The sequence below is a fragment of the Pseudomonas sp. Pse1 genome (genome assembly GCF_024519635.1).
Lineage (GTDB): Bacteria > Pseudomonadota > Gammaproteobacteria > Pseudomonadales > Pseudomonadaceae > Aquipseudomonas.
The window spans coordinates 186,766-204,515 of the sequence record NZ_JALJRO010000004.1 but is presented as its reverse complement, the minus strand read 5'-3'; the positions used below and the strand labels follow the sequence as shown (position 1 = coordinate 204,515).

Sequence of the window (17,750 nt, the reverse complement as noted above, 5' to 3'; positions counted from 1 at the left end):
CAAGGGACAAGGCGCTGCGCGCACTTCCCAGGGGAGAAAGCGCGGCATTTTACATGAACCGAGGGGTTTGGCCTCAGCTGGCGAGCGCCTGTTTGCGCAAGCGCCAGGCCATGATCAGCCATACGGCAGTCACGCCAGCGAACTTGGAGCCGAGCGCGGTGAGAATCACCCCTGGGGTCAGGGCGTCGATCATGCCGAAGAAGATGAAAGTGTCCAGCGGAATGCTCAGCGCCGAGCTGATCCACAAGCGGTCGTGCAGCGGCCGCTTGGTGATGCTGAACACCAGCCAGTCGATGCACTCGGACACCGCGAACGCCGTGGCACTGGCCAGGGCGATGGACGGGTCGGAGGTCAGGTAGGACAGCACCAGCGCCACCAGCATGGCAATGATCGCGCCATGCCCGAAGCGGGTCTGCACCATATCGCGCAACACAAACACCAGGCCACCCCAGGCTGACCAGATGATGTCCAGGTGCGGGGCAGTGGAAAAGGCGAAGTTGATCAGCACGACGCTGCTGATGTAGGCAATCAGAAAGAGCATGGGGCGCGGAGTACCTGGAAATTTGCCGCACAGAATACCGTAGGAGCTGGCTTGCCGGCGATGTAGTTGCTGACGCCATTGCGGGCGAGCCCGCTCCCACAGTTCATATCAGTGTCAGGTCCGCGACTACGGCTGCTTGGCGCCGACCATCCACACCAGCCCGCTGGCCTTGGCCCGCTCGTGACACAGCACCAGGACCTGGCGGCGTTCGTCGTTGTCCATGCGGCTCCAGCGGGTAATTTCCGCCACCGTGCGCTGGCAACCGGTGCAGATGTCCTGCTCGTCCAGCGCGCAAATGTTCACGCAGGGCGAGGCAACCGGGCGTTCCGAAGCTGTCATTCTTCTTGCTCGACCAGGTCCACCGCATAGCGTTGGGAGCGTTGAACATAGTGCGCGGCACTGGCTTCGAGCATTTTGATCTGCGGCTCGGTCAGTTCACGTACCACCTTGCCCGGCGAGCCCATCACCAGCGAGCCATCGGGGATCTGCTTGTTCTCGCCAATCAGCGAGTTGGCGCCGATGATGCAGTTTTTTCCGATTTTCGCCCCATTGAGGATCACCGCATTGATACCGATCAGGCTGTTATCGCCGACGGTGCAGCCGTGCAGCATGGCGTTATGGCCGATGGTCACGCCGGTGCCGATGGTCAACGGATAACCCATGTCGGTGTGCATCACCGTGCCGTCCTGAACGTTGCTGTTCTTGCCGATCAGGATCAGCTCGTTGTCACCGCGCAATACCGCGTTGAACCAGACGTTGGCGCCCTCTTCCAGCTTGACCTTGCCAATCAGCACCGCATTGGGTGCGACCCAGCTCTGCGGATGGGTTTCGACGCGGGCGTCGCCCAGACGGTATTTCATCGTTGTTATCCTCATGGCTCAGGCAGCCGCGGGTTCGCGCCATAGGCACGATGGCTTCAAATATTGATAAAGCTTTTGGGAGGTTGGTGCAGGCTGATCTTGGCGTCATAGAGCAGATTGATCAACTCGACAATCATGATCGCGGTCAGTCCCCAGATCTTGTACTCGCCATAACGGTAGCTCGGCACATACCAACTACGCCCCTGGTAATCGATGCGGTGCGTATGTTCTCGTGGGTCCGTGCGAAAAAACTCCAGCGGCACACTGAATACCGCGGCGATCTCGGCGTCATTGGCGCGGTACTCGACAAAGTCCGGAATGACACCGACATAGGGCGTGACCTTGATCCCATGCAGGGAAATCAGCGGACTCAAGGGCCCGATCACCTCCACCAGACCCGGCGGCAGGCCGATTTCTTCCTCGGCTTCGCGCAGGGCAGTGAAGACCAGGTCCGGGTCTTCGGGATCGCGTCGACCGCCCGGAAAGGCCACTTCCCCGCCATGGGTGGAAAGCCCGCTGGCGCGCAGGGTCAGAACCAGTTCCGGCTCGTCACTGCGAGTGATGGGCACCAACACGGCGGCCTCGGGAAAACGTCGGTCAGTTTCCATGGTGTTCGGCGTGTGATGACTGACCCGGTGCAGTAGCTCGTCCAGCATGAGTGCTCTCGATCTGTTGGCTACCGAGCATCATGCACCAAACACACAAGCCGCCCAACCCCCGGCCCCGGGGCATGTCGCTAAACGACAACTTGCCGACCGACACCGCACCACGCCAAGATAGGCGCAGCCTTTTCGGAAGACCCAGCATGAATTTTTGCAGCCACTGCGGTAACCCGGTCACTCAACGCATTCCCGAAGGCGATTCGCGCCTGCGGTATGTCTGCGACAAATGTCAGACCATTCACTACCAGAACCCCAATATCGTCGCTGGCTGCATTCCCACCCTGGGCTCCAGGGTGCTGCTCTGTCGACGCGCCATCGAACCGCGCCGTGGTTTCTGGACCTTGCCGGCCGGCTTCATGGAGAACGGCGAGACCATCGAACAGGCGGCCATTCGTGAAACCGCCGAGGAAGCCTGCGCCCGGGTACGTAACCTGAGCATCTATACGCTGATCGATGTGCCGCACATCAGCCAGGTGCATGTATTTTTTCGCGCCGAGATGGTCGACGAGCAGTTTTCTGCCGGTGTCGAAAGCCTGGAAGTGCAGCTTTTCGAAGAACAGGACATCCCTTGGTCAGAGCTGGCTTTCCGCACGGTGGGCCGTACCCTAGAATGCTTCTTCGCTGACCGTCGCCAGGGCGATTACCCGGTGCGCAGCGAATCCATTCCTCCGCTTGCTCAGCCTGCGATCACTTAAACAACAAGAAGTACGCCGTACTCACAGGGATATCGTTTCAATGCGCTGGTTGCTCGCGTTCCTCTGCCTGTCGTTCGTTGCTGTCACCCAGGCTTCCACCGTGGAGACTCTGGACGGCAAAGTCATCGAAAAAGTCCTGGTGCTCAAATCCGCCCATCAGTTGCAACTGATCAACGACGGCAAGCCCATCAAGACCTACCGCATCTCCTTGGGCAAGAACCCCAAGGGGCAGAAGCTCATGGAAGGCGATCGACGCACGCCCGAAGGGTTCTATTGGCTGGACTGGCGCAAGGTCAGCGACCGCTTCAACCTGGCCATGCATATTTCCTACCCGAACATCAGCGATGCCGCCCGCTCGCGCCGTGAAGGCGTAAACCCCGGCGGGATGATCATGATCCACGGCACCCCGGACACCGAGGAAAACCCCGAGGACCTGTTCCACACCCTGGACTGGACCGACGGCTGCATCGCCATGCGCAACGTCGACATGCGCGAAGTCTGGGGCCTGGTCCCGGATGGCACGATGATCGAGATCCGTCCCTGATCTCGTCGCGGCGAGGGACTCCGCGCCCTCGCCAGCCTGGTGACCGCACGTCGCCCGGCAAAAATAATTGAAAAAAATTCTTTCCAGGGCCGCCCGCCCTACCGCAATACCACCTGCAAAAGAAAATACCGGCGCAGACAGTCATCTGATCCGCTCGCCACACCACCTCTAATACCACTTTAAAGCCAACCCCGACGCTGCCTAAAGCCCGGCACGTTTTCGCCTGCCCGCCGCCCGTCACTGGCGTTGACATGGTATTTAAGTGGTATTAGTTTCGCCCCACAACCGGGCGACAACAATCCTACATCCGCATCGGAAACGACCTATGAACGACCTCCAGGCCCTACGCCTCGATGACTCTCAGCCTACGCCGTTGTACCTGCAACTGGCGCGCAACCTGGAAGCGGCCATTCACGCCGGCCACTGGAAAGCCGAACAGGCACTGCCCTCGGAACGCAACCTCAGCGAGCTGTTGAACATTTCCCGAGTGACCGCGCGCAAAGCCCTGGAAGTCTTGTTCGAGCAAGGTCTTATCCGTCGCAACCAAGGCTCTGGCACCTTCATTACGCCGCGCCTGGAACAGCCGCTGTCGCGTCTCTCTGGCTTCAGCGAAATGCTTCGTCTCAAAGGCTTTTCCCCCAGTTCGCAATGGCTGCAACGGGAAATCACCCAACCGACCCATGAAGAACTGATTCGCCTGGCCCTGTCGCCCTACGACAAAGTCGCGCGCCTCAAGCGCCTGCGCAAAGCCGATGACACCGTAATGGCGATCGAAATGAGCACCCTGCCCGCCTCGATCATTGCCCAGCCCCAGGCCGTCGGCGATTCGCTCTACCACTACCTCGACGGCATCGGCAAACCGGTGGTCCGCGCCCTGCAGCACATCCAGGCGATCAACGCCTCGGACGAATTCGCTGCGCTGGTGGGCATAGCGCCGGGCACTGCCATGTTGCTGATGACCCGGGTCGGCTACCTCGAAGACAACACGCCAATCGAAGTCACCGACACCTATTGCCGCAACGATTACTACGATTTCGTCGCTGAACTGCGTCGATAACAGGCCAGAGAACCGTCCCATGTCTGAAGACAACATCCTCACCGCGAACGGCTGGATTCGCGGCCGGCTGATCCATGAACACGGCAAGGTCGTGCGCATCGAAGGCCAGCCCTGCGATCCGGCGGACAACGATCTCCCTTACCTGCTACCGGGTTTTATCGACCTGCATGTGCATGGCGGCGGCGGCAAGGACTTGATGGAAGGCACACCCGCCTTCGAAACCATCACCCGCACCCATGTGCGCTTCGGCACCACGGCGCTCCTGGCCACCACCATGACCGCCCCCAGCGAGGAAATCGCTCGGGTGCTGGAGCAGGTCGGTGAGTTCTGCGAACAACGCCCTGCCGGCTGCGCCCGGGTTCTGGGCGTTCATCTGGAAGGGCCCTACATCAATCCGGGAAAACTCGGCGCACAGCCGAACTTCGCTCACACTGCACTACTGGCCGAAGTCGAGTCGTACATGGCCCTGGCACCCATCCGGGTGATTACCATCGCCCCGGAAATCGCCGGTCACGCTCAACTGATCCGCACCCTGAGCGAGCGTGGTGTGCGCCTGCAACTCGGCCACACCCTGGGCAGCTACGAGGAAGGCTTGGCCGCGCTGGAAGCCGGAGCCACCAGCTTCACTCACCTGTACAACGCCATGAGCCCGCTGCATCACCGCGAACCGGGGATTGTTGGCGCGGCGCTGGCCCACGCCAAATACGCCGAGCTGATTCCGGACCTGCTGCACGTGCACCCGGGCGCGATTCGCGTGGCGCTGCGCTCAATCCCCTGCCTGTACTGCGTGACCGACTCCAGCGCAGCCGCCGGCATGCCGGACGGCGAATACAAGTTGGGCAGCCATACCGTGACCAAATGCCTGGGCGGCGTGCGTCTGCCCGATGGCACCCTCGCCGGCAGCACCCTGACCATGGATCAGGCCCTGCGCAACCTGGTGAAAATCGGCCTGCCGCTGGCCGAAGCCTCACAACGCCTGTCGCAATTTCCCGCCGACTACCTCGGCATCAACGAGCGCGGACGCCTGCAACCCGGCGCCTGGGCCGACTGCGTGCGCCTGGATCGCTCACTGACACTGACCGCCGTGATGGTCGAAGGAGAAGACATTGACTTCAAAAATGCTTGAAGAGGCGCTGTCCTCGCACCTGGCCGTCGAAGCCCAACTGCAGCAACTCGACCCGGCGTTGATCGAAATTGCCGGACGCCTGAATCGCCAGCCACCGCAAGTGGCAATGACCGTCGCTCGGGGCAGTTCCGATCACGCCGCCAGCTACTTTGCCTACCTGACCATGCAACAGGTTGGCGTGCCGGTGGCCTCGCTGCCGATGTCGGTAGTGACCATGCAACAAGCTCCACTGAAAGTCAGCGGCCAGGCGGTATTCGCCTTTTCCCAATCGGGGCAGAGCCCGGATCTGGTCAACAGCCTGCGCCTGCTGCGCAAACGCGGCGCCCTGAGCATTGCCATGGTCAACGCCGAGGATTCGCCACTGGAAGCGGCGTGCGAATTCAGCCTGCCGCTGTGCGCCGGCACTGAAAGCAGCGTCGCCGCAACCAAAAGTTTCATTGCCACCCTCAGCGCCAGCGCGCGCCTGGTGGCTCACTGGAAGCAGGACGCCGAGTTGCTCGAAGCCGGCCTGGAACTGCCTCAGGGCCTGCGCGACGCTGCAACTCAGGACTGGACGCCGGCCATCGATGCCCTGCGTGACTGCCAGCGCCTGATGGTGATCGGCCGCGGCGCCGGGTTTGCCATCGCCCAGGAAGCGGCGCTGAAACTCAAGGAAACCTCGGCCATCCAGGCCGAAGCCTTCAGCAGCGCCGAAGTGAAACACGGTCCGATGGCCCTGATCAGCGACAACTACCCATTGCTGGTGTTCGCCCCACGCGGCGCGGAACAGGCTGGCCTGCTGAGCCTGGCGGCAGAAATGCGCCAGCGCGGTGCCCGGGTGCTGCTGGCCGCGCCTGATGACGTCAGTGAACGCGACCTGACGCTGAGTCGCGCCGAACACCCGGCGCTCGACCCAATCCTCGCCATCCAGAGTTTTTATGTAATGGCCGCCGGCCTTGCTCAGGCGCGCGGCATGGACCCGGATCAGCCACGGCACCTGAGCAAAGTCACCCGCACCCACTAAATCGCCCGAGTCGAGTACCGAGCCATGCCCAACAACAATAATGAGCTGATCCTCAGCGCCCCGCTCAGCGGTCCGGTGCTGACACTGGCCAAGGTTCCCGACCCAGTGTTCGCCAGCGGCGCCATGGGTCACGGGATCGCCATCGACCCGTTGAACGACACGCTGCACGCCCCCTGCAGCGGCGTTGTGATCCAGGTTGCGCGTACCCGTCACGCTATGACCCTGCGCACCGACAATGGCGCCGAATTGCTGCTGCACCTGGGCCTGGATACGGTCAACCTGCAAGGCGCGGGTTTCACTTTGCTGGTCGAGGAAGGCGCGCGCGTCAGCCAGGGCGACGCACTGCTGCGCTTCGACCTGGACCGAGTCGCTCAGGGCTGCAAAAGCCTGGTCAGCCTGTTGATCCTCACCAACAGCGACGACTTTCAGGTCCTGCCGATTACCCTCAAGCCCGTCAAGGTCGGCGACGCCCTGCTGCACATCGTGCGCAAAGCCAGTCATGGAGCGCAGCACCACGGGGACAAATCGGCGGTACCGGTGCAAGGTCAGGTGCGGATCAACCATCGCGGCGGCCTGCACGCGCGTCCGGCCGCCTTGATCCGCCAGACCGCCCAGCAATTTCGCAGCCGCTCGCAACTGCACTTCGCCGGCAAATCGGCGTCCTGTGACAGCCTGATCGGGCTGATGGGTCTGGGCATTGGAGAACAGGATGAAGTCCAGGTCAGTTGCCAGGGCGCGGACGCCGACGCGGCGCTGCAAGCCTTGATCACGGCGCTGTCGACGGCAGTGCATGACGCTCATCAGAGCGCCGTGCCAACTGCTATTGTGCAGCCCCCGCGCTATGCCGAAGCAGGTGTGCTTCAGGGTGTCTGCGCCGCGCCCGGGCTTGTCGGCGGCACCCTGTTCCAACTGGCAGCGATCCACCTGCGCGAAGACACCGGCAATCACCATCCTGCGCAGGAGCGCCTAGCTCTCGCTACCGCCCTGGAACAGGTGCGCAATGAGATCCGCGAAACCCTCACCGCAGCGCAGAAACACCGGCAGGTAGAAGAAGAGCAAATCTTCGCCGCCCACCTCGCCCTGCTTGAAGACCCGGCCCTGCTCGACGCGGCCTATCAGGCCATCGAACAAGGGAGCGCCGCGACCCATGCCTGGAGCCAATCGATCGAAGCCCAATGCCAGGTCCTGTTGCAACTCGGCAACCAGCTGTTGGCCGAGCGCGCCAACGACTTGCGCGACCTACGACAACGGGTGTTGCGCGCCCTGCTCGGTGAGGAATGGCACTACGACATCCCGGTAGGCGCGATAGTCGCGGCCCACGAGCTGACTCCATCGGACTTGCTGCAATTGTGCGAACAGGGCGTCGCCGGTCTGTGTATGGCCGAAGGCGGCGCCACTTCCCACGTGGCGATTCTCGCCCGAGGCAAGGGTTTGCCGTGCGTGGTCGCCCTCGGCGCCAGCCTGCTTGAACAAACCCAAGGTCACGCGGTAGTGCTGGATGCTGACGGTGGCCGTCTGGAATTGACGCCCGATGCCCAGCGCCTGGCGCAAGTCGTCCAAGCTCGCGACGAGCAACAACAACGCCGTGCCCGTCAGCAGACCCAAGCTCACGAACCGGCCGTGACCCTTGATGGCATCCACATGGAAGTGGCCGCCAATGTCGCCTCCAGCCACGAAGCCGCCGATGCCTTTAAGGGCGGCGCCGATGGTGTCGGCCTGCTGCGCACCGAGTTTCTGTTCGTCGATCGCCAGACCGCACCGGACGAACAGGAGCAACGCCAAGCCTATCAAGCCGTGATGGATACCATGGGCGACAAGCCAGTAATCATCCGCACCATCGACGTTGGTGGCGACAAACAACTCGACTACCTGCCGCTGCCCGCCGAGGCCAATCCGGTGCTCGGCCTGCGCGGAATTCGCCTAGCCCAGGTACGCCCGGAACTGCTCGACCAGCAATTACGCGCCCTGCTGCAGGTCACTCCCCTCCAGCGTTGCCGGATTCTGCTGCCGATGGTCAGCGAAGTGGATGAACTGCTGCAGATCCGCCAGCGCCTCGAAGCGCTCTGCGGCGAGTTGCAGATCAGCCAGCGTCCAGAGCTGGGGGTAATGATCGAAGTCCCGGCCGCCGCCCTGCTCGCCGAACAACTGGCCGAGCACGCGGACTTCCTGTCCATCGGCACCAACGACCTGTCCCAGTACACCCTGGCCATGGACCGCGACCACGCCGGTCTCGCCGCCCGCGTCGACGCCCTGCACCCGGCGCTGTTGCGCCTCATCGCCCAGACCTGCGCTGGCGCCGCCCTTCATCAGCGCTGGGTTGGCGTCTGCGGCGCACTGGCCTCTGACCCGCTGGCGACACCGGTACTGCTGGGCCTGGGGGTTCGCGAGCTGTCGGTGAGCCCGCCGCAAATCGGTGAAATCAAGGCGCGCGTGCGCCAACTGGACGCCGCCGATTGCCAGCGCCTGAGCGCCGAGCTGCTCAAGTTGCCCAGCGCCGTCGCCGTGCGTAACGCCTGCCGGCAACATTGGCCGCTGGCCTGAACAACAAGAATCCACGGAGACACGCCATGTACCAACTCTTTATCGAAGGCCTGCAGCGCCTCGGCCGGGCATTGATGCTGCCCATTGCCATCCTGCCGATTGCCGGCCTGCTGCTGCGCCTGGGCGACACCGACCTGTTGAACATTGCGATCATCCACGACGCCGGGCAGGTGATTTTCGCCAACCTGGCGATGATCTTCGCCATCGGCATTGCGGTCGGTTTCGCCAAGGACAACAACGGCACCGCCGGCCTGGCCGGGGTGATTGGCTACCTGGTGATGGTCTCGACCCTCAAGGTGCTCGATCCAAGCATCAACATGGGCATGCTCGCCGGCATCGTCGCCGGGCTGATGGCCGGCGCGCTGTACAACCGCTTCAAGGACATCAAGCTTCCGGAATACCTGGCGTTCTTCGGTGGCCGCCGCTTCGTCCCGATCGCCACCGGCTTCGCCGCCGTCGGCCTGGGGGTAGTCTTCGGCCTGATCTGGCCGCCGATCCAGCAGGGCATCAACAGCTTCGGTACGTTGATGATGGAAAGCGGCAGCTTCGGCGCGTTCATCTTCGGCGTGTTCAACCGGCTGCTGATCGTCACTGGCCTGCACCATATCCTCAACAACATGGCGTGGTTCGTGTTCGGCAACTTCACCGATCCGGCCACCGGCGCCCTGGTCACCGGCGACATCGCCCGCTATTTCGCCGGCGACCCCAAGGGCGGCCAATTCACCACCGGCATGTTCCCGGTGATGCTGTTCGGCCTGCCGGCCGCCTGCCTGGCGATGTACCGCAACGCCCTGCCGGAACGGCGCAAGGTGATGGGCGGGATCTTCCTGTCGATGGCCCTGACCTCGTTCCTCACCGGCGTCACCGAGCCGATCGAGTTCGCCTTCATGTTCCTCGCGCCGCTGCTGTTCCTGCTGCATGCGCTGCTGACCGGGTTGTCGATGGCGATCACCAACGCGCTGAACATCCACCTGGGCTTCACCTTCTCCGGCGGTTTTATCGACATGATCCTCGGCTGGGGCAAGTCGACCAATGGCTGGAGGGTGGTGCCGGTGGGCCTGGTCTATGGGTTGATTTACTACAACGTGTTCAGTTTCTGCATTCGCCGCTTCAATCTGAAAACCCCGGGCCGGGAAGACAATATCGTCACGGAAAAAGCCGAACTGAGTGACAACCAGCGGGCCAGTGCCTACATCCAGGCCTTGGGTGGCCCCGCGAACCTGATCACCATCGGCGCCTGCACCACTCGCTTGCGCCTGGAAATGGTCGACCGCAACCAGGCCAACGATGCCGATCTGAAAGCGCTCGGTGCGATGGCCGTGGTCCGTCCGGGCAAGGGTGGGAGTTTGCAGGTGGTGGTGGGGCCGCTGGCTGACAGCATCGCAGACGAAATCCGCCGGGCGCTGCCGATGACCGGGTCAATGCCGGTTGCGGCGATGGCCGAAGACGAAGCAGTGCCGGCAGTACCGAGCAGTGAAGCCCGAAAATGGCTCAGCGCCCTGGGTGGTAGCGACAATGTGCTGCACCTGGAGTGCGTGGCCCTGACCCGGATTCGCCTGCAATTGGCCGATGGCCAGGCGCTGTCGCAGAATCAATTGAAGGAGCTGGGTTGCCAGGGTACGAGTGCGCTGGAGGGCAATGTGTGGCATTTGCTGGTGGGGGAAAAGGCCGCGGGATTGAGTGCGGCGCTGGTGGGGCTGGTTGAGCGGCGGGAGGTTGGGGCCAGGGTTTAGATTATATTGTCCTGCCAGCGAAGAGGCCGCGAGGACTCTACAAAATCAGGGCAACAAAAAACCCGCTGAAATCTCTCTCAGCGGGTTTTTCATTTCAGCCGTTAGAAATCCTCCAACCGCCACACCTCATACGCCGGTGTCTCATAGGGATGGCTCTGTTTCAGCGCCACCACCACCGAGTGGATCAACTCGTCAGCCACTACCAACTCGACCTTCCATTCCTCGACCCGCTCGACCTGCCCGGCTTCGCCAATGAACGGCTGACTGCCGTCCAGTGGTCGGAACTGACCCTGGCCAAGCGCTTGCCAGGCGCAGTGGTCATAGGCCCCTATGCGTCCGCCACCGGCGGCGAATACGGCACTCTTGACCACCTCGACATGGCTGTCGGGAACAAAAAAACCGAGCTTGTACACGGCCCTTAGTCCACCCGTTCTTAGTTCACCCAGACCCGAGCGTTACGGAACATGCGCATCCACGGAGCGTCTTCGTTCCAGTCGTCCGAGCGCCACGAGTTCTGCACGGCGCGGAACACACGTTCCGGGTGCGGCATCATGATGGTCACGCGACCGTCGCGGCTGGTGAGGCCGGTGATCCCGCGCGGCGAACCGTTCGGGTTGGCCGGGTAGCTTTCGGTGACCTTGCCGTGGTTGTCGACAAAACGCAGCGCCACGCAACCGGACAGGTCGGCTTCGAGCAGTGCCTCTTCGCTTTCGAACTCGGCATGACCTTCACCGTGAGCGATGGCGATCGGCATGCGCGAACCGGCCATGCCCTGCAGGAAGATCGAGTTCGATTCCTGGACCTGGACCATGGCCACACGGGCTTCGAACTGCTCCGAGCGGTTACGCACGAAGTGCGGCCAGAACTCGCTGCCCGGGATCAACTCGTGCAGGTTGGACATCATCTGGCAACCGTTGCACACGCCGAGGGTGAAGCTGTCGTTGCGCTCGAAGAAACCCTGGAACGCATCGCGGGCACGGCTGTTAAACAACGCAGACTTGGCCCAGCCTTCACCGGCACCCAGTACGTCGCCGTAGGAGAAGCCACCGCAAGCCACCAGGCCCTTGAACTCGTTCAGGTCGACGCGGCCGGCCAGAATGTCGCTCATGTGCACGTCGATCGCACTGAAACCGGCGCGGTCGAAGGCTGCAGCCATTTCCACCTGACCGTTGACACCCTGCTCGCGCAGCACGGCAACCTGTGGGCGGATGCCTTTCTTGATGTACGGCGCAGCGATGTCCTGGTTGACGTCGAAGCTGAGCTTGACGCTCAGGCCCGGGTTGTCTTCTTCCAGCACCACGTCGAACTCTTGATCGGCGCAGTCGGCGTTGTCACGCAGGCGCTGGATCTGGTAGCTGGTTTCCGCCCATTGGCGTTGCAGCAGACGGCGCTGGCCTTCGAATACGGTTTCGCCGTTGAAGGTGATGCTGACTTCGCCATTGTTGATCGGCTGACCGATCACCGAGACGCAGTCGCCCAGACCGGCAGCGCTGAACTGCGCGAGGATGTCCGGGGTGGCGTCCTGGCGAACCTGGATCACCGCACCCAACTCTTCGTTGAACAGGATTGCGGCGATGTCAGCCGACGTTTCCGCCAGGCCGTCGAGGTTCAGGCTCAGACCGCAGTGACCGGCGAAGGCCATTTCCACGGCGCTGGTCAGCAGGCCACCGTCGGAACGGTCGTGGTACGCCAGCAGGTGGCCGTCGGCGTTGAGGCCCTGGATCACCGCGAAGAAGGCTTTCAGGTCTTCGGCGTCGTCGACGTCCGGAGCCTGGGAACCGAGCTTGCCATGAACCTGGGCGAGGATCGAGGCGCCCATGCGGTTCTGACCACGACCGAGGTCGATCAGGATCAGGTCGGTGGTGCCCTTGTCCATGCGCAGTTGCGGGGTCAGGGTCTGACGGATGTCGGTCACTGGCGCGAAGCCGGTGACGATTAGCGACATCGGCGAGGTCACGGTCTTGTCGACACCTTCGTCGTTCCAGCGCGTGGCCATGGACATCGAGTCCTTGCCCACCGGAATGGTGATACCCAGCTCAGGGCACAGTTCCATGCCGACGGCCTTCACGGTGTCGTACAGACGTGCGTCTTCGCCCGGGTGACCGGCTGCCGACATCCAGTTCGCCGACAGTTTGATGTCGGAAAGCTTGGCAATGCGCGAGGCGGCAATGTTGGTCAGGGTCTCGCCGATCGCCATACGGCCCGACGCCGGAGCGTCCAGCAGGGCCAGCGGGGTACGCTCGCCCATGGCCATGGCTTCACCGGTATAGACGTCGAAGCTGGTGGCGGTAACGGCAACGTCAGCCACCGGCACCTGCCAAGGGCCGACCATCTGGTCACGGGCCACGAGGCCGGTGATGGTGCGGTCGCCGATGGTGATCAGGAAGCTCTTGCTGGCCACGGCCGGGTGATGCAGGACGCGCTCGACGCAGTTGGCGATGTCCAGGGTCGACGGATCGAAATCGTCGCCCAGTTCATTTTCACGAACCACCGAACGGTGCATGCGTGGCGCCTTGCCCAGCAACACTTCCAGTGGCATGTCCACCGGGCTGTTGCCAAAGTGGCTGTCGGTCACGGTCAGCTGCGGTTCGGCAGTGGCTTCGCCGACCACGGCGAACGGGCAACGCTCACGCTCGCAGATCGCCTTGAAGCGCTCGAAATCAGCCGGGCCAACCGCCAGGACATAACGCTCCTGGGATTCGTTGGACCAGATTTCGTGCGGGGCCATGCCCGGCTCGTCGTTTGGAATGTTGCGCAATTCGAAACGGCCACCACGGTCGCCATCGTTGACCAGTTCCGGGAAGGCGTTGGACAGACCACCGGCACCCACGTCGTGGATGAAGCTGATCGGGTTCTTGTCACCCAGTTGCCAGCAACGGTCGATGACTTCCTGGCAACGGCGCTCCATTTCCGGGTTTTCGCGCTGAACCGAAGCGAAGTCCAGATCGGCCGAGCTGGTGCCGGTGGCCATCGAGGAAGCGGCACCGCCACCCAGGCCGATCAACATCGCCGGGCCGCCGAGCACGATCAGCTTGGAGCCGACCAGAATCTCGCCTTTCTTGACGTGTTCTTCGCGGATGTTACCCATGCCGCCAGCGAGCATGATCGGCTTGTGGTAACCGCGAACTTCATCACCATGCGGGGTGCTGATGGACTGTTCGAAGGTACGGAAGTAACCGGTCAGGGCCGGACGGCCGAACTCGTTGTTGAACGCGGCGCCGCCCAGCGGGCCTTCGATCATGATGTCGAGGGCGTTGACGATGCGCTCTGGCTTGCCGTACGGCACTTCCCACGGCTGTTCGAAGCCAGGGATCTGCAGGTTGGACACGGTGAAACCGGTCAGGCCAGCCTTTGGCTTGGCGCCGCGACCGGTGGCGCCTTCGTCGCGGATCTCGCCGCCGGAACCGGTGGATGCGCCCGGGAACGGGGCGATCGCGGTCGGGTGGTTGTGGGTTTCGACCTTCATCAGGATGTGCACCGGCTCCTGCACCGCGCCGTACTGGCGGGTTTCAGGGTCCGGGAAGAAACGACCGGCCACCGAACCGACGATCACCGAAGCGTTGTCCTTATAAGCGGACAGTACGCCTTCGCTGTGCATCTGATAGGTGTTCTTGATCATGCCGAACAGGCTTTTTTCCTGGCTCTCACCGTCGATGTCCCAACTGGCGTTGAAAATCTTGTGACGGCAGTGCTCGGAGTTGGCCTGGGCGAACATCATCAGTTCGATGTCGTGCGGGTTGCGCTTCAAGCCGACGAAGGCGTTGACCAGATAGTCGATCTCGTCTTCGGCCAGGGCCAGGCCCAGCTCGACGTTGGCTTTTTCCAGCGCGGCGCGACCGCCACCCAGCACGTCGATCGCGGTCAGCGGCTTGGGCTCGGAATGACTGAACAGGCCGGCAGCCTGCTCGAGGTTCTCCAGCACGATCTGGGTCATGCGGTCGTGCAGGCCGTCAGCGATCAACTGGGCCTGGGCGTCGGTGAACTCACCGGCAACATAGAACGCGATGCCACGCTCCAGGCGCTGGATTTTTGCCAGGCCGCAGTTACGGGCAATGTCGCTGGCCTTGCTCGACCAGGGCGAAATGGTGCCGAAACGTGGCAACACCAGGAACAGTCGGCCACTTGGCTCTTGTACCGGAACGCTTGGGCCGTACTTCAGAAGGCGCGCAAGCACCTGCTGTTCGTCGCCGGTCAGGACGCCGGTGACTTCGGCGAAGTGAGCGAATTCAGCATAGAGGCCACTGACAGCCGGAACCTTCTGGCTCAGTTGCTCAAGGAGTTTGCTGTGGCGAAAGGCAGAAAGGGCAGGAGCGCCGCGCAGGATCAACATCTTCGGGACAGCCTCGGGAAGGGGGTGTGCTTTGAGGCCGTGCATTCTAGCCTAAACCGCCCGCGACAGCACCCGAAACGCTACGCCCGGTATTGCCCGAACGTCGGCCAGGGGCTCATGAGCTATAACCAATGCTCATTAAGGCCGTCGGCCGGGAATGATTTGGTACTGAAAATCACTGGCAGACAGCCGTTTTTACGGGCTTTGCGCCGCTTTTTCGCGCTCTAGCAGACAAGCCCCTTGCTGTCGAGATATGGCGGCCGTGGTCCTTTGCGTATACTGCGCAGATGTTTTCCCCAATGGCTTTGCGTCCGCGATTCGCCAAATGGCTCATCGCAACCGGACTCTTCCTGATGCTCAGCGGCTGTGTTGATAAACCCAACACCCTGGAGCGCGTAAAGGAGGATGGCGTGCTGCGCGTGATCACGCGTAACAGCCCGGCCACCTACTTCCAGGACCGCAACGGTGAAACCGGCTTCGAATACGAGCTGGTGAAGCGCTTTGCCGACGATCTGGGGGTGGAGCTGAAGATCGAGACCGCAGACAACCTCGACGACCTCTTTGAACAGGTGGGCAAGCCCAACGGCCCCGTGATCGCTGCTGCCGGCCTGGTCAGCAGCGAGCAACGCAAGGCGCAAGTGCGGTTTTCCCACTCCTATCTGGAAGTTACCCCGCAGATCATCTACCGCAACGGCCAGTCGCGCCCCACCAATGCAGCCGACCTGGCAGGCAAGAAGATCATGGTGCTCAAGGGCAGCACCCATGCCGAACAATTGGCGGCATTGAAGGCAAAAAATCCCAGGATCGAATACGAAGAGTCTGACGCTGTGGAAGTGGTCGATCTGCTGCGCATGGTGGATGAAGGTCAGATCGACCTGACCCTGGTCGACTCCAACGAAGTCGCGATGAACCAGGTGTACTTCCCCAACGTCCGGGTGGCTTTCGACCTTGGCGATGCCAGTAACCAGAGCTGGGCCGTGGCCGCCGGCGATGACAACAGCCTGCTCAACGAGATCAACGAGTTTCTCGACAAGGTCGAGAAAAACGGCACCCTGCAACGTCTGAAGGACCGCTACTACGGGCATGTCGACGTGCTCGGCTACGTCGGCGCCTATACCTTTGCCCAGCACTTGCAGCAGCGCCTGCCCAAGTACGAACAGCACTTCAAGACCTACGCCAAGAAAGAGAAAGTCGATTGGCGGCTATTGGCCGCGATTGGCTATCAAGAATCCCTGTGGCAACCGGCCGTCACTTCCAAAACCGGCGTGCGCGGCCTGATGATGCTGACCCAGAACACCGCGCAGGCGATGGGCGTGTCCAACCGCCTGGATGCCCGACAGAGCATCATGGGCGGCGCCAAGTACCTGGCCTACATGAAGGATCAGCTCGACGACTCGATCAAGGAGCCTGATCGCACCTGGTTTGCCCTGGCGGCCTACAACGTCGGCAGCGGCCACCTGGATGACGCGCGCAAGCTGGCCGCCAAGGAGGGGCTGAATCCAGACAAATGGCTTGATGTGAAGAAGATCTTGCCGCGCCTGGCGCAGAAACAGTGGTACAGCAAGACCCGTTATGGCTACGCCCGTGGCGGCGAGCCGGTGCACTTCGTGGCCAACATCCGTCGTTACTACGACATCCTCACCTGGGTCACGCAGCCGCAACTGGAAGGCGATCAGGTCGCCGAAGGCAACCTGCATGTGCCGGGGATCGACAAGACCAAGCCGCCGGAAGAGCCGGCGCCGCTGTGACGGCCAGCGCATGACACTGTAGGAGCGAGCCTGCTCGCGATGCGATATGTCAGACACATCAACGGTGAATGTCAGACCGCATCGCGAGCAGGCTCGCTCCTACAGAGGTTGATTTTCAGGCCTTGGCCGCAGCCGCCACAATCAACGCCTTCATCTCGGCCACCGCCGACTTGAAGCCGACAAACAGCGCATGGGCCACCAGCGCGTGGCCGATGTTCAACTCATTGATGCCCTTGATCGCCGCTACCGCTTCGACGTTGTGGTAGTGCAAGCCGTGACCGGCATTGACGATCAGGCCCTGGGCCAGGCCACAGGCCACGCCATCGGCCACGCGCTGCAGCTCTTCGGCGACTTCGCTGGGTGTCTGGGCATCAGCGTAGCGCCCGGTGTGCAGCTCGATCGCCGGGGCGCCGACCCGCTTCGAGGCTTCGATCTGACGCTCATCGGCATCGATGAACAGCGACACTTCGCAGCCGATCTTCGCCAGACGCTCCACCGCCGCCTTGATCCGCGCCTCCTGCCCCGCGACATCCAGGCCGCCTTCGGTGGTCAGTTCCTGGCGGGTTTCCGGCACCAGGCAGATGTGCGCCGGGCGAATGTGCTCGGCGAACGCCATCATTTCCTCGGTGACGCCCATTTCGAAGTTCATCCGGGTTTGCAGCACATCCTTGAGCAGCAACACGTCGCGCTCCTGGATGTGCCGGCGGTCCTCGCGCAAATGCACGGTGATGCCATCGGCCCCCGCCTCTTCCGCGTCCAGCGCTGCCTTGACCGGGTCAGGGTAACGAGTGCCCCGGGCCTGACGCAGGGTGGCAACGTGGTCGATATTCACGCCAAGAAGAATGCGAGTGCTGGTGGTCACGGAAAACGCTCCAGAGGAAGAGAAAGTTCGGTGCACAGCATACGGGGT

15 protein-coding genes are annotated in these 17,750 nt (G+C 62.4%); 8 read left to right on the top strand and 7 right to left on the bottom strand.

Annotation, left to right across the window (positions count from 1 at the left end; genetic code table 11):
* Positions 1 to 73 precede the first annotated feature (73 nt).
* From NR126_RS08385 to NR126_RS08370, 4 genes are all read right to left on the bottom strand, one after another.
* A complete protein-coding gene (locus tag NR126_RS08385) occupies positions 74 to 541 on the bottom strand; it encodes a VUT family protein (RefSeq protein ID WP_027619129.1) in 468 nt (155 codons plus the stop codon).
* Positions 542 to 667: 126 nt separating this feature from the next.
* Positions 668 to 880, bottom strand: coding sequence for a DUF1289 domain-containing protein (locus tag NR126_RS08380; protein ID WP_027619130.1), 213 nt, complete (start codon positions 878 to 880; stop codon positions 668 to 670).
* On the bottom strand, positions 877 to 1,401 hold the full coding sequence (locus NR126_RS08375) for a gamma carbonic anhydrase family protein (protein WP_027619131.1): 525 nt from the start codon (positions 1,399 to 1,401) through the stop codon (positions 877 to 879). Before NR126_RS08375 ends, NR126_RS08380 begins: the two co-directional genes overlap by 4 nt.
* Positions 1,402 to 1,457: 56 nt before the next feature.
* Positions 1,458 to 2,057 carry a CoA pyrophosphatase gene (locus NR126_RS08370; RefSeq protein ID WP_027619132.1) on the bottom strand — a complete coding sequence of 200 codons (600 nt, stop codon included), beginning with the start codon at positions 2,055 to 2,057 and terminating at the stop codon, positions 1,458 to 1,460.
* Between the two features lie 149 nt (positions 2,058 to 2,206).
* Between NR126_RS08370 and NR126_RS08365 the strand changes: the two genes are divergently transcribed.
* The 7 genes from NR126_RS08365 (at position 2,207) to nagE (ending at position 10,762) form a co-directional block, all read left to right on the top strand.
* Positions 2,207 to 2,758 (top strand): NUDIX hydrolase, encoded by a 552-nt coding sequence (locus tag NR126_RS08365; RefSeq protein WP_256830011.1) that lies wholly within the window; start codon positions 2,207 to 2,209, stop codon positions 2,756 to 2,758.
* A 40-nt stretch (positions 2,759 to 2,798) separates the two neighbouring features.
* Entirely contained in the window at positions 2,799 to 3,302 is a 504-nt protein-coding gene (locus tag NR126_RS08360; protein ID WP_027619134.1) for a murein L,D-transpeptidase family protein, read from the top strand.
* 325 nt (positions 3,303 to 3,627) lie between these two features.
* Positions 3,628 to 4,359 carry a GntR family transcriptional regulator gene (locus tag NR126_RS08355; RefSeq protein WP_027619135.1) on the top strand — a complete coding sequence of 244 codons (732 nt, stop codon included), beginning with the start codon at positions 3,628 to 3,630 and terminating at the stop codon, positions 4,357 to 4,359.
* 19 nt (positions 4,360 to 4,378) lie between these two features.
* A complete protein-coding gene (gene nagA, locus NR126_RS08350) occupies positions 4,379 to 5,485 on the top strand; it encodes an N-acetylglucosamine-6-phosphate deacetylase (RefSeq protein WP_027619136.1) in 1,107 nt (368 codons plus the stop codon).
* Complete coding sequence (locus NR126_RS08345; RefSeq protein ID WP_027619137.1) at positions 5,466 to 6,488, top strand: SIS domain-containing protein; 1,023 nt, start codon at positions 5,466 to 5,468, stop codon at positions 6,486 to 6,488. Before nagA ends, NR126_RS08345 begins: the two co-directional genes overlap by 20 nt.
* A gap of 24 nt (positions 6,489 to 6,512) precedes the next feature.
* Positions 6,513 to 9,029 (top strand): phosphoenolpyruvate--protein phosphotransferase, encoded by a 2,517-nt coding sequence (gene ptsP / locus NR126_RS08340; protein ID WP_256830010.1) that lies wholly within the window; start codon positions 6,513 to 6,515, stop codon positions 9,027 to 9,029.
* A 26-nt stretch (positions 9,030 to 9,055) separates the two neighbouring features.
* Positions 9,056 to 10,762, top strand: coding sequence for an N-acetylglucosamine-specific PTS transporter subunit IIBC (gene nagE / locus NR126_RS08335; protein WP_027619139.1), 1,707 nt, complete (start codon positions 9,056 to 9,058; stop codon positions 10,760 to 10,762).
* 101 nt (positions 10,763 to 10,863) lie between these two features.
* On the opposite strand, the gene NR126_RS08330 is transcribed toward nagE, so the two are convergent.
* Positions 10,864 to 11,175 (bottom strand): YqfO family protein, encoded by a 312-nt coding sequence (locus NR126_RS08330; RefSeq protein ID WP_027618662.1) that lies wholly within the window; start codon positions 11,173 to 11,175, stop codon positions 10,864 to 10,866.
* Positions 11,176 to 11,195: 20 nt separating this feature from the next.
* The gene (purL, locus tag NR126_RS08325; RefSeq protein ID WP_256830009.1) at positions 11,196 to 15,092 is read right to left on the bottom strand and encodes a phosphoribosylformylglycinamidine synthase; all 3,897 of its coding nucleotides are present in this window, start codon (positions 15,090 to 15,092) and stop codon (positions 11,196 to 11,198) included.
* A gap of 287 nt (positions 15,093 to 15,379) precedes the next feature.
* Here purL and mltF point away from each other — a divergent pair, with 287 nt between their 5' ends.
* Positions 15,380 to 16,840, top strand: coding sequence for a membrane-bound lytic murein transglycosylase MltF (mltF, locus tag NR126_RS08320; protein WP_027618660.1), 1,461 nt, complete (start codon positions 15,380 to 15,382; stop codon positions 16,838 to 16,840).
* A gap of 115 nt (positions 16,841 to 16,955) precedes the next feature.
* Here mltF and pdxJ read toward each other — a convergent pair whose 3' ends face one another.
* Positions 16,956 to 17,702 carry a pyridoxine 5'-phosphate synthase gene (gene pdxJ / locus NR126_RS08315; RefSeq protein WP_027618659.1) on the bottom strand — a complete coding sequence of 249 codons (747 nt, stop codon included), beginning with the start codon at positions 17,700 to 17,702 and terminating at the stop codon, positions 16,956 to 16,958.
* Positions 17,703 to 17,750: the final 48 nt, after the last annotated feature.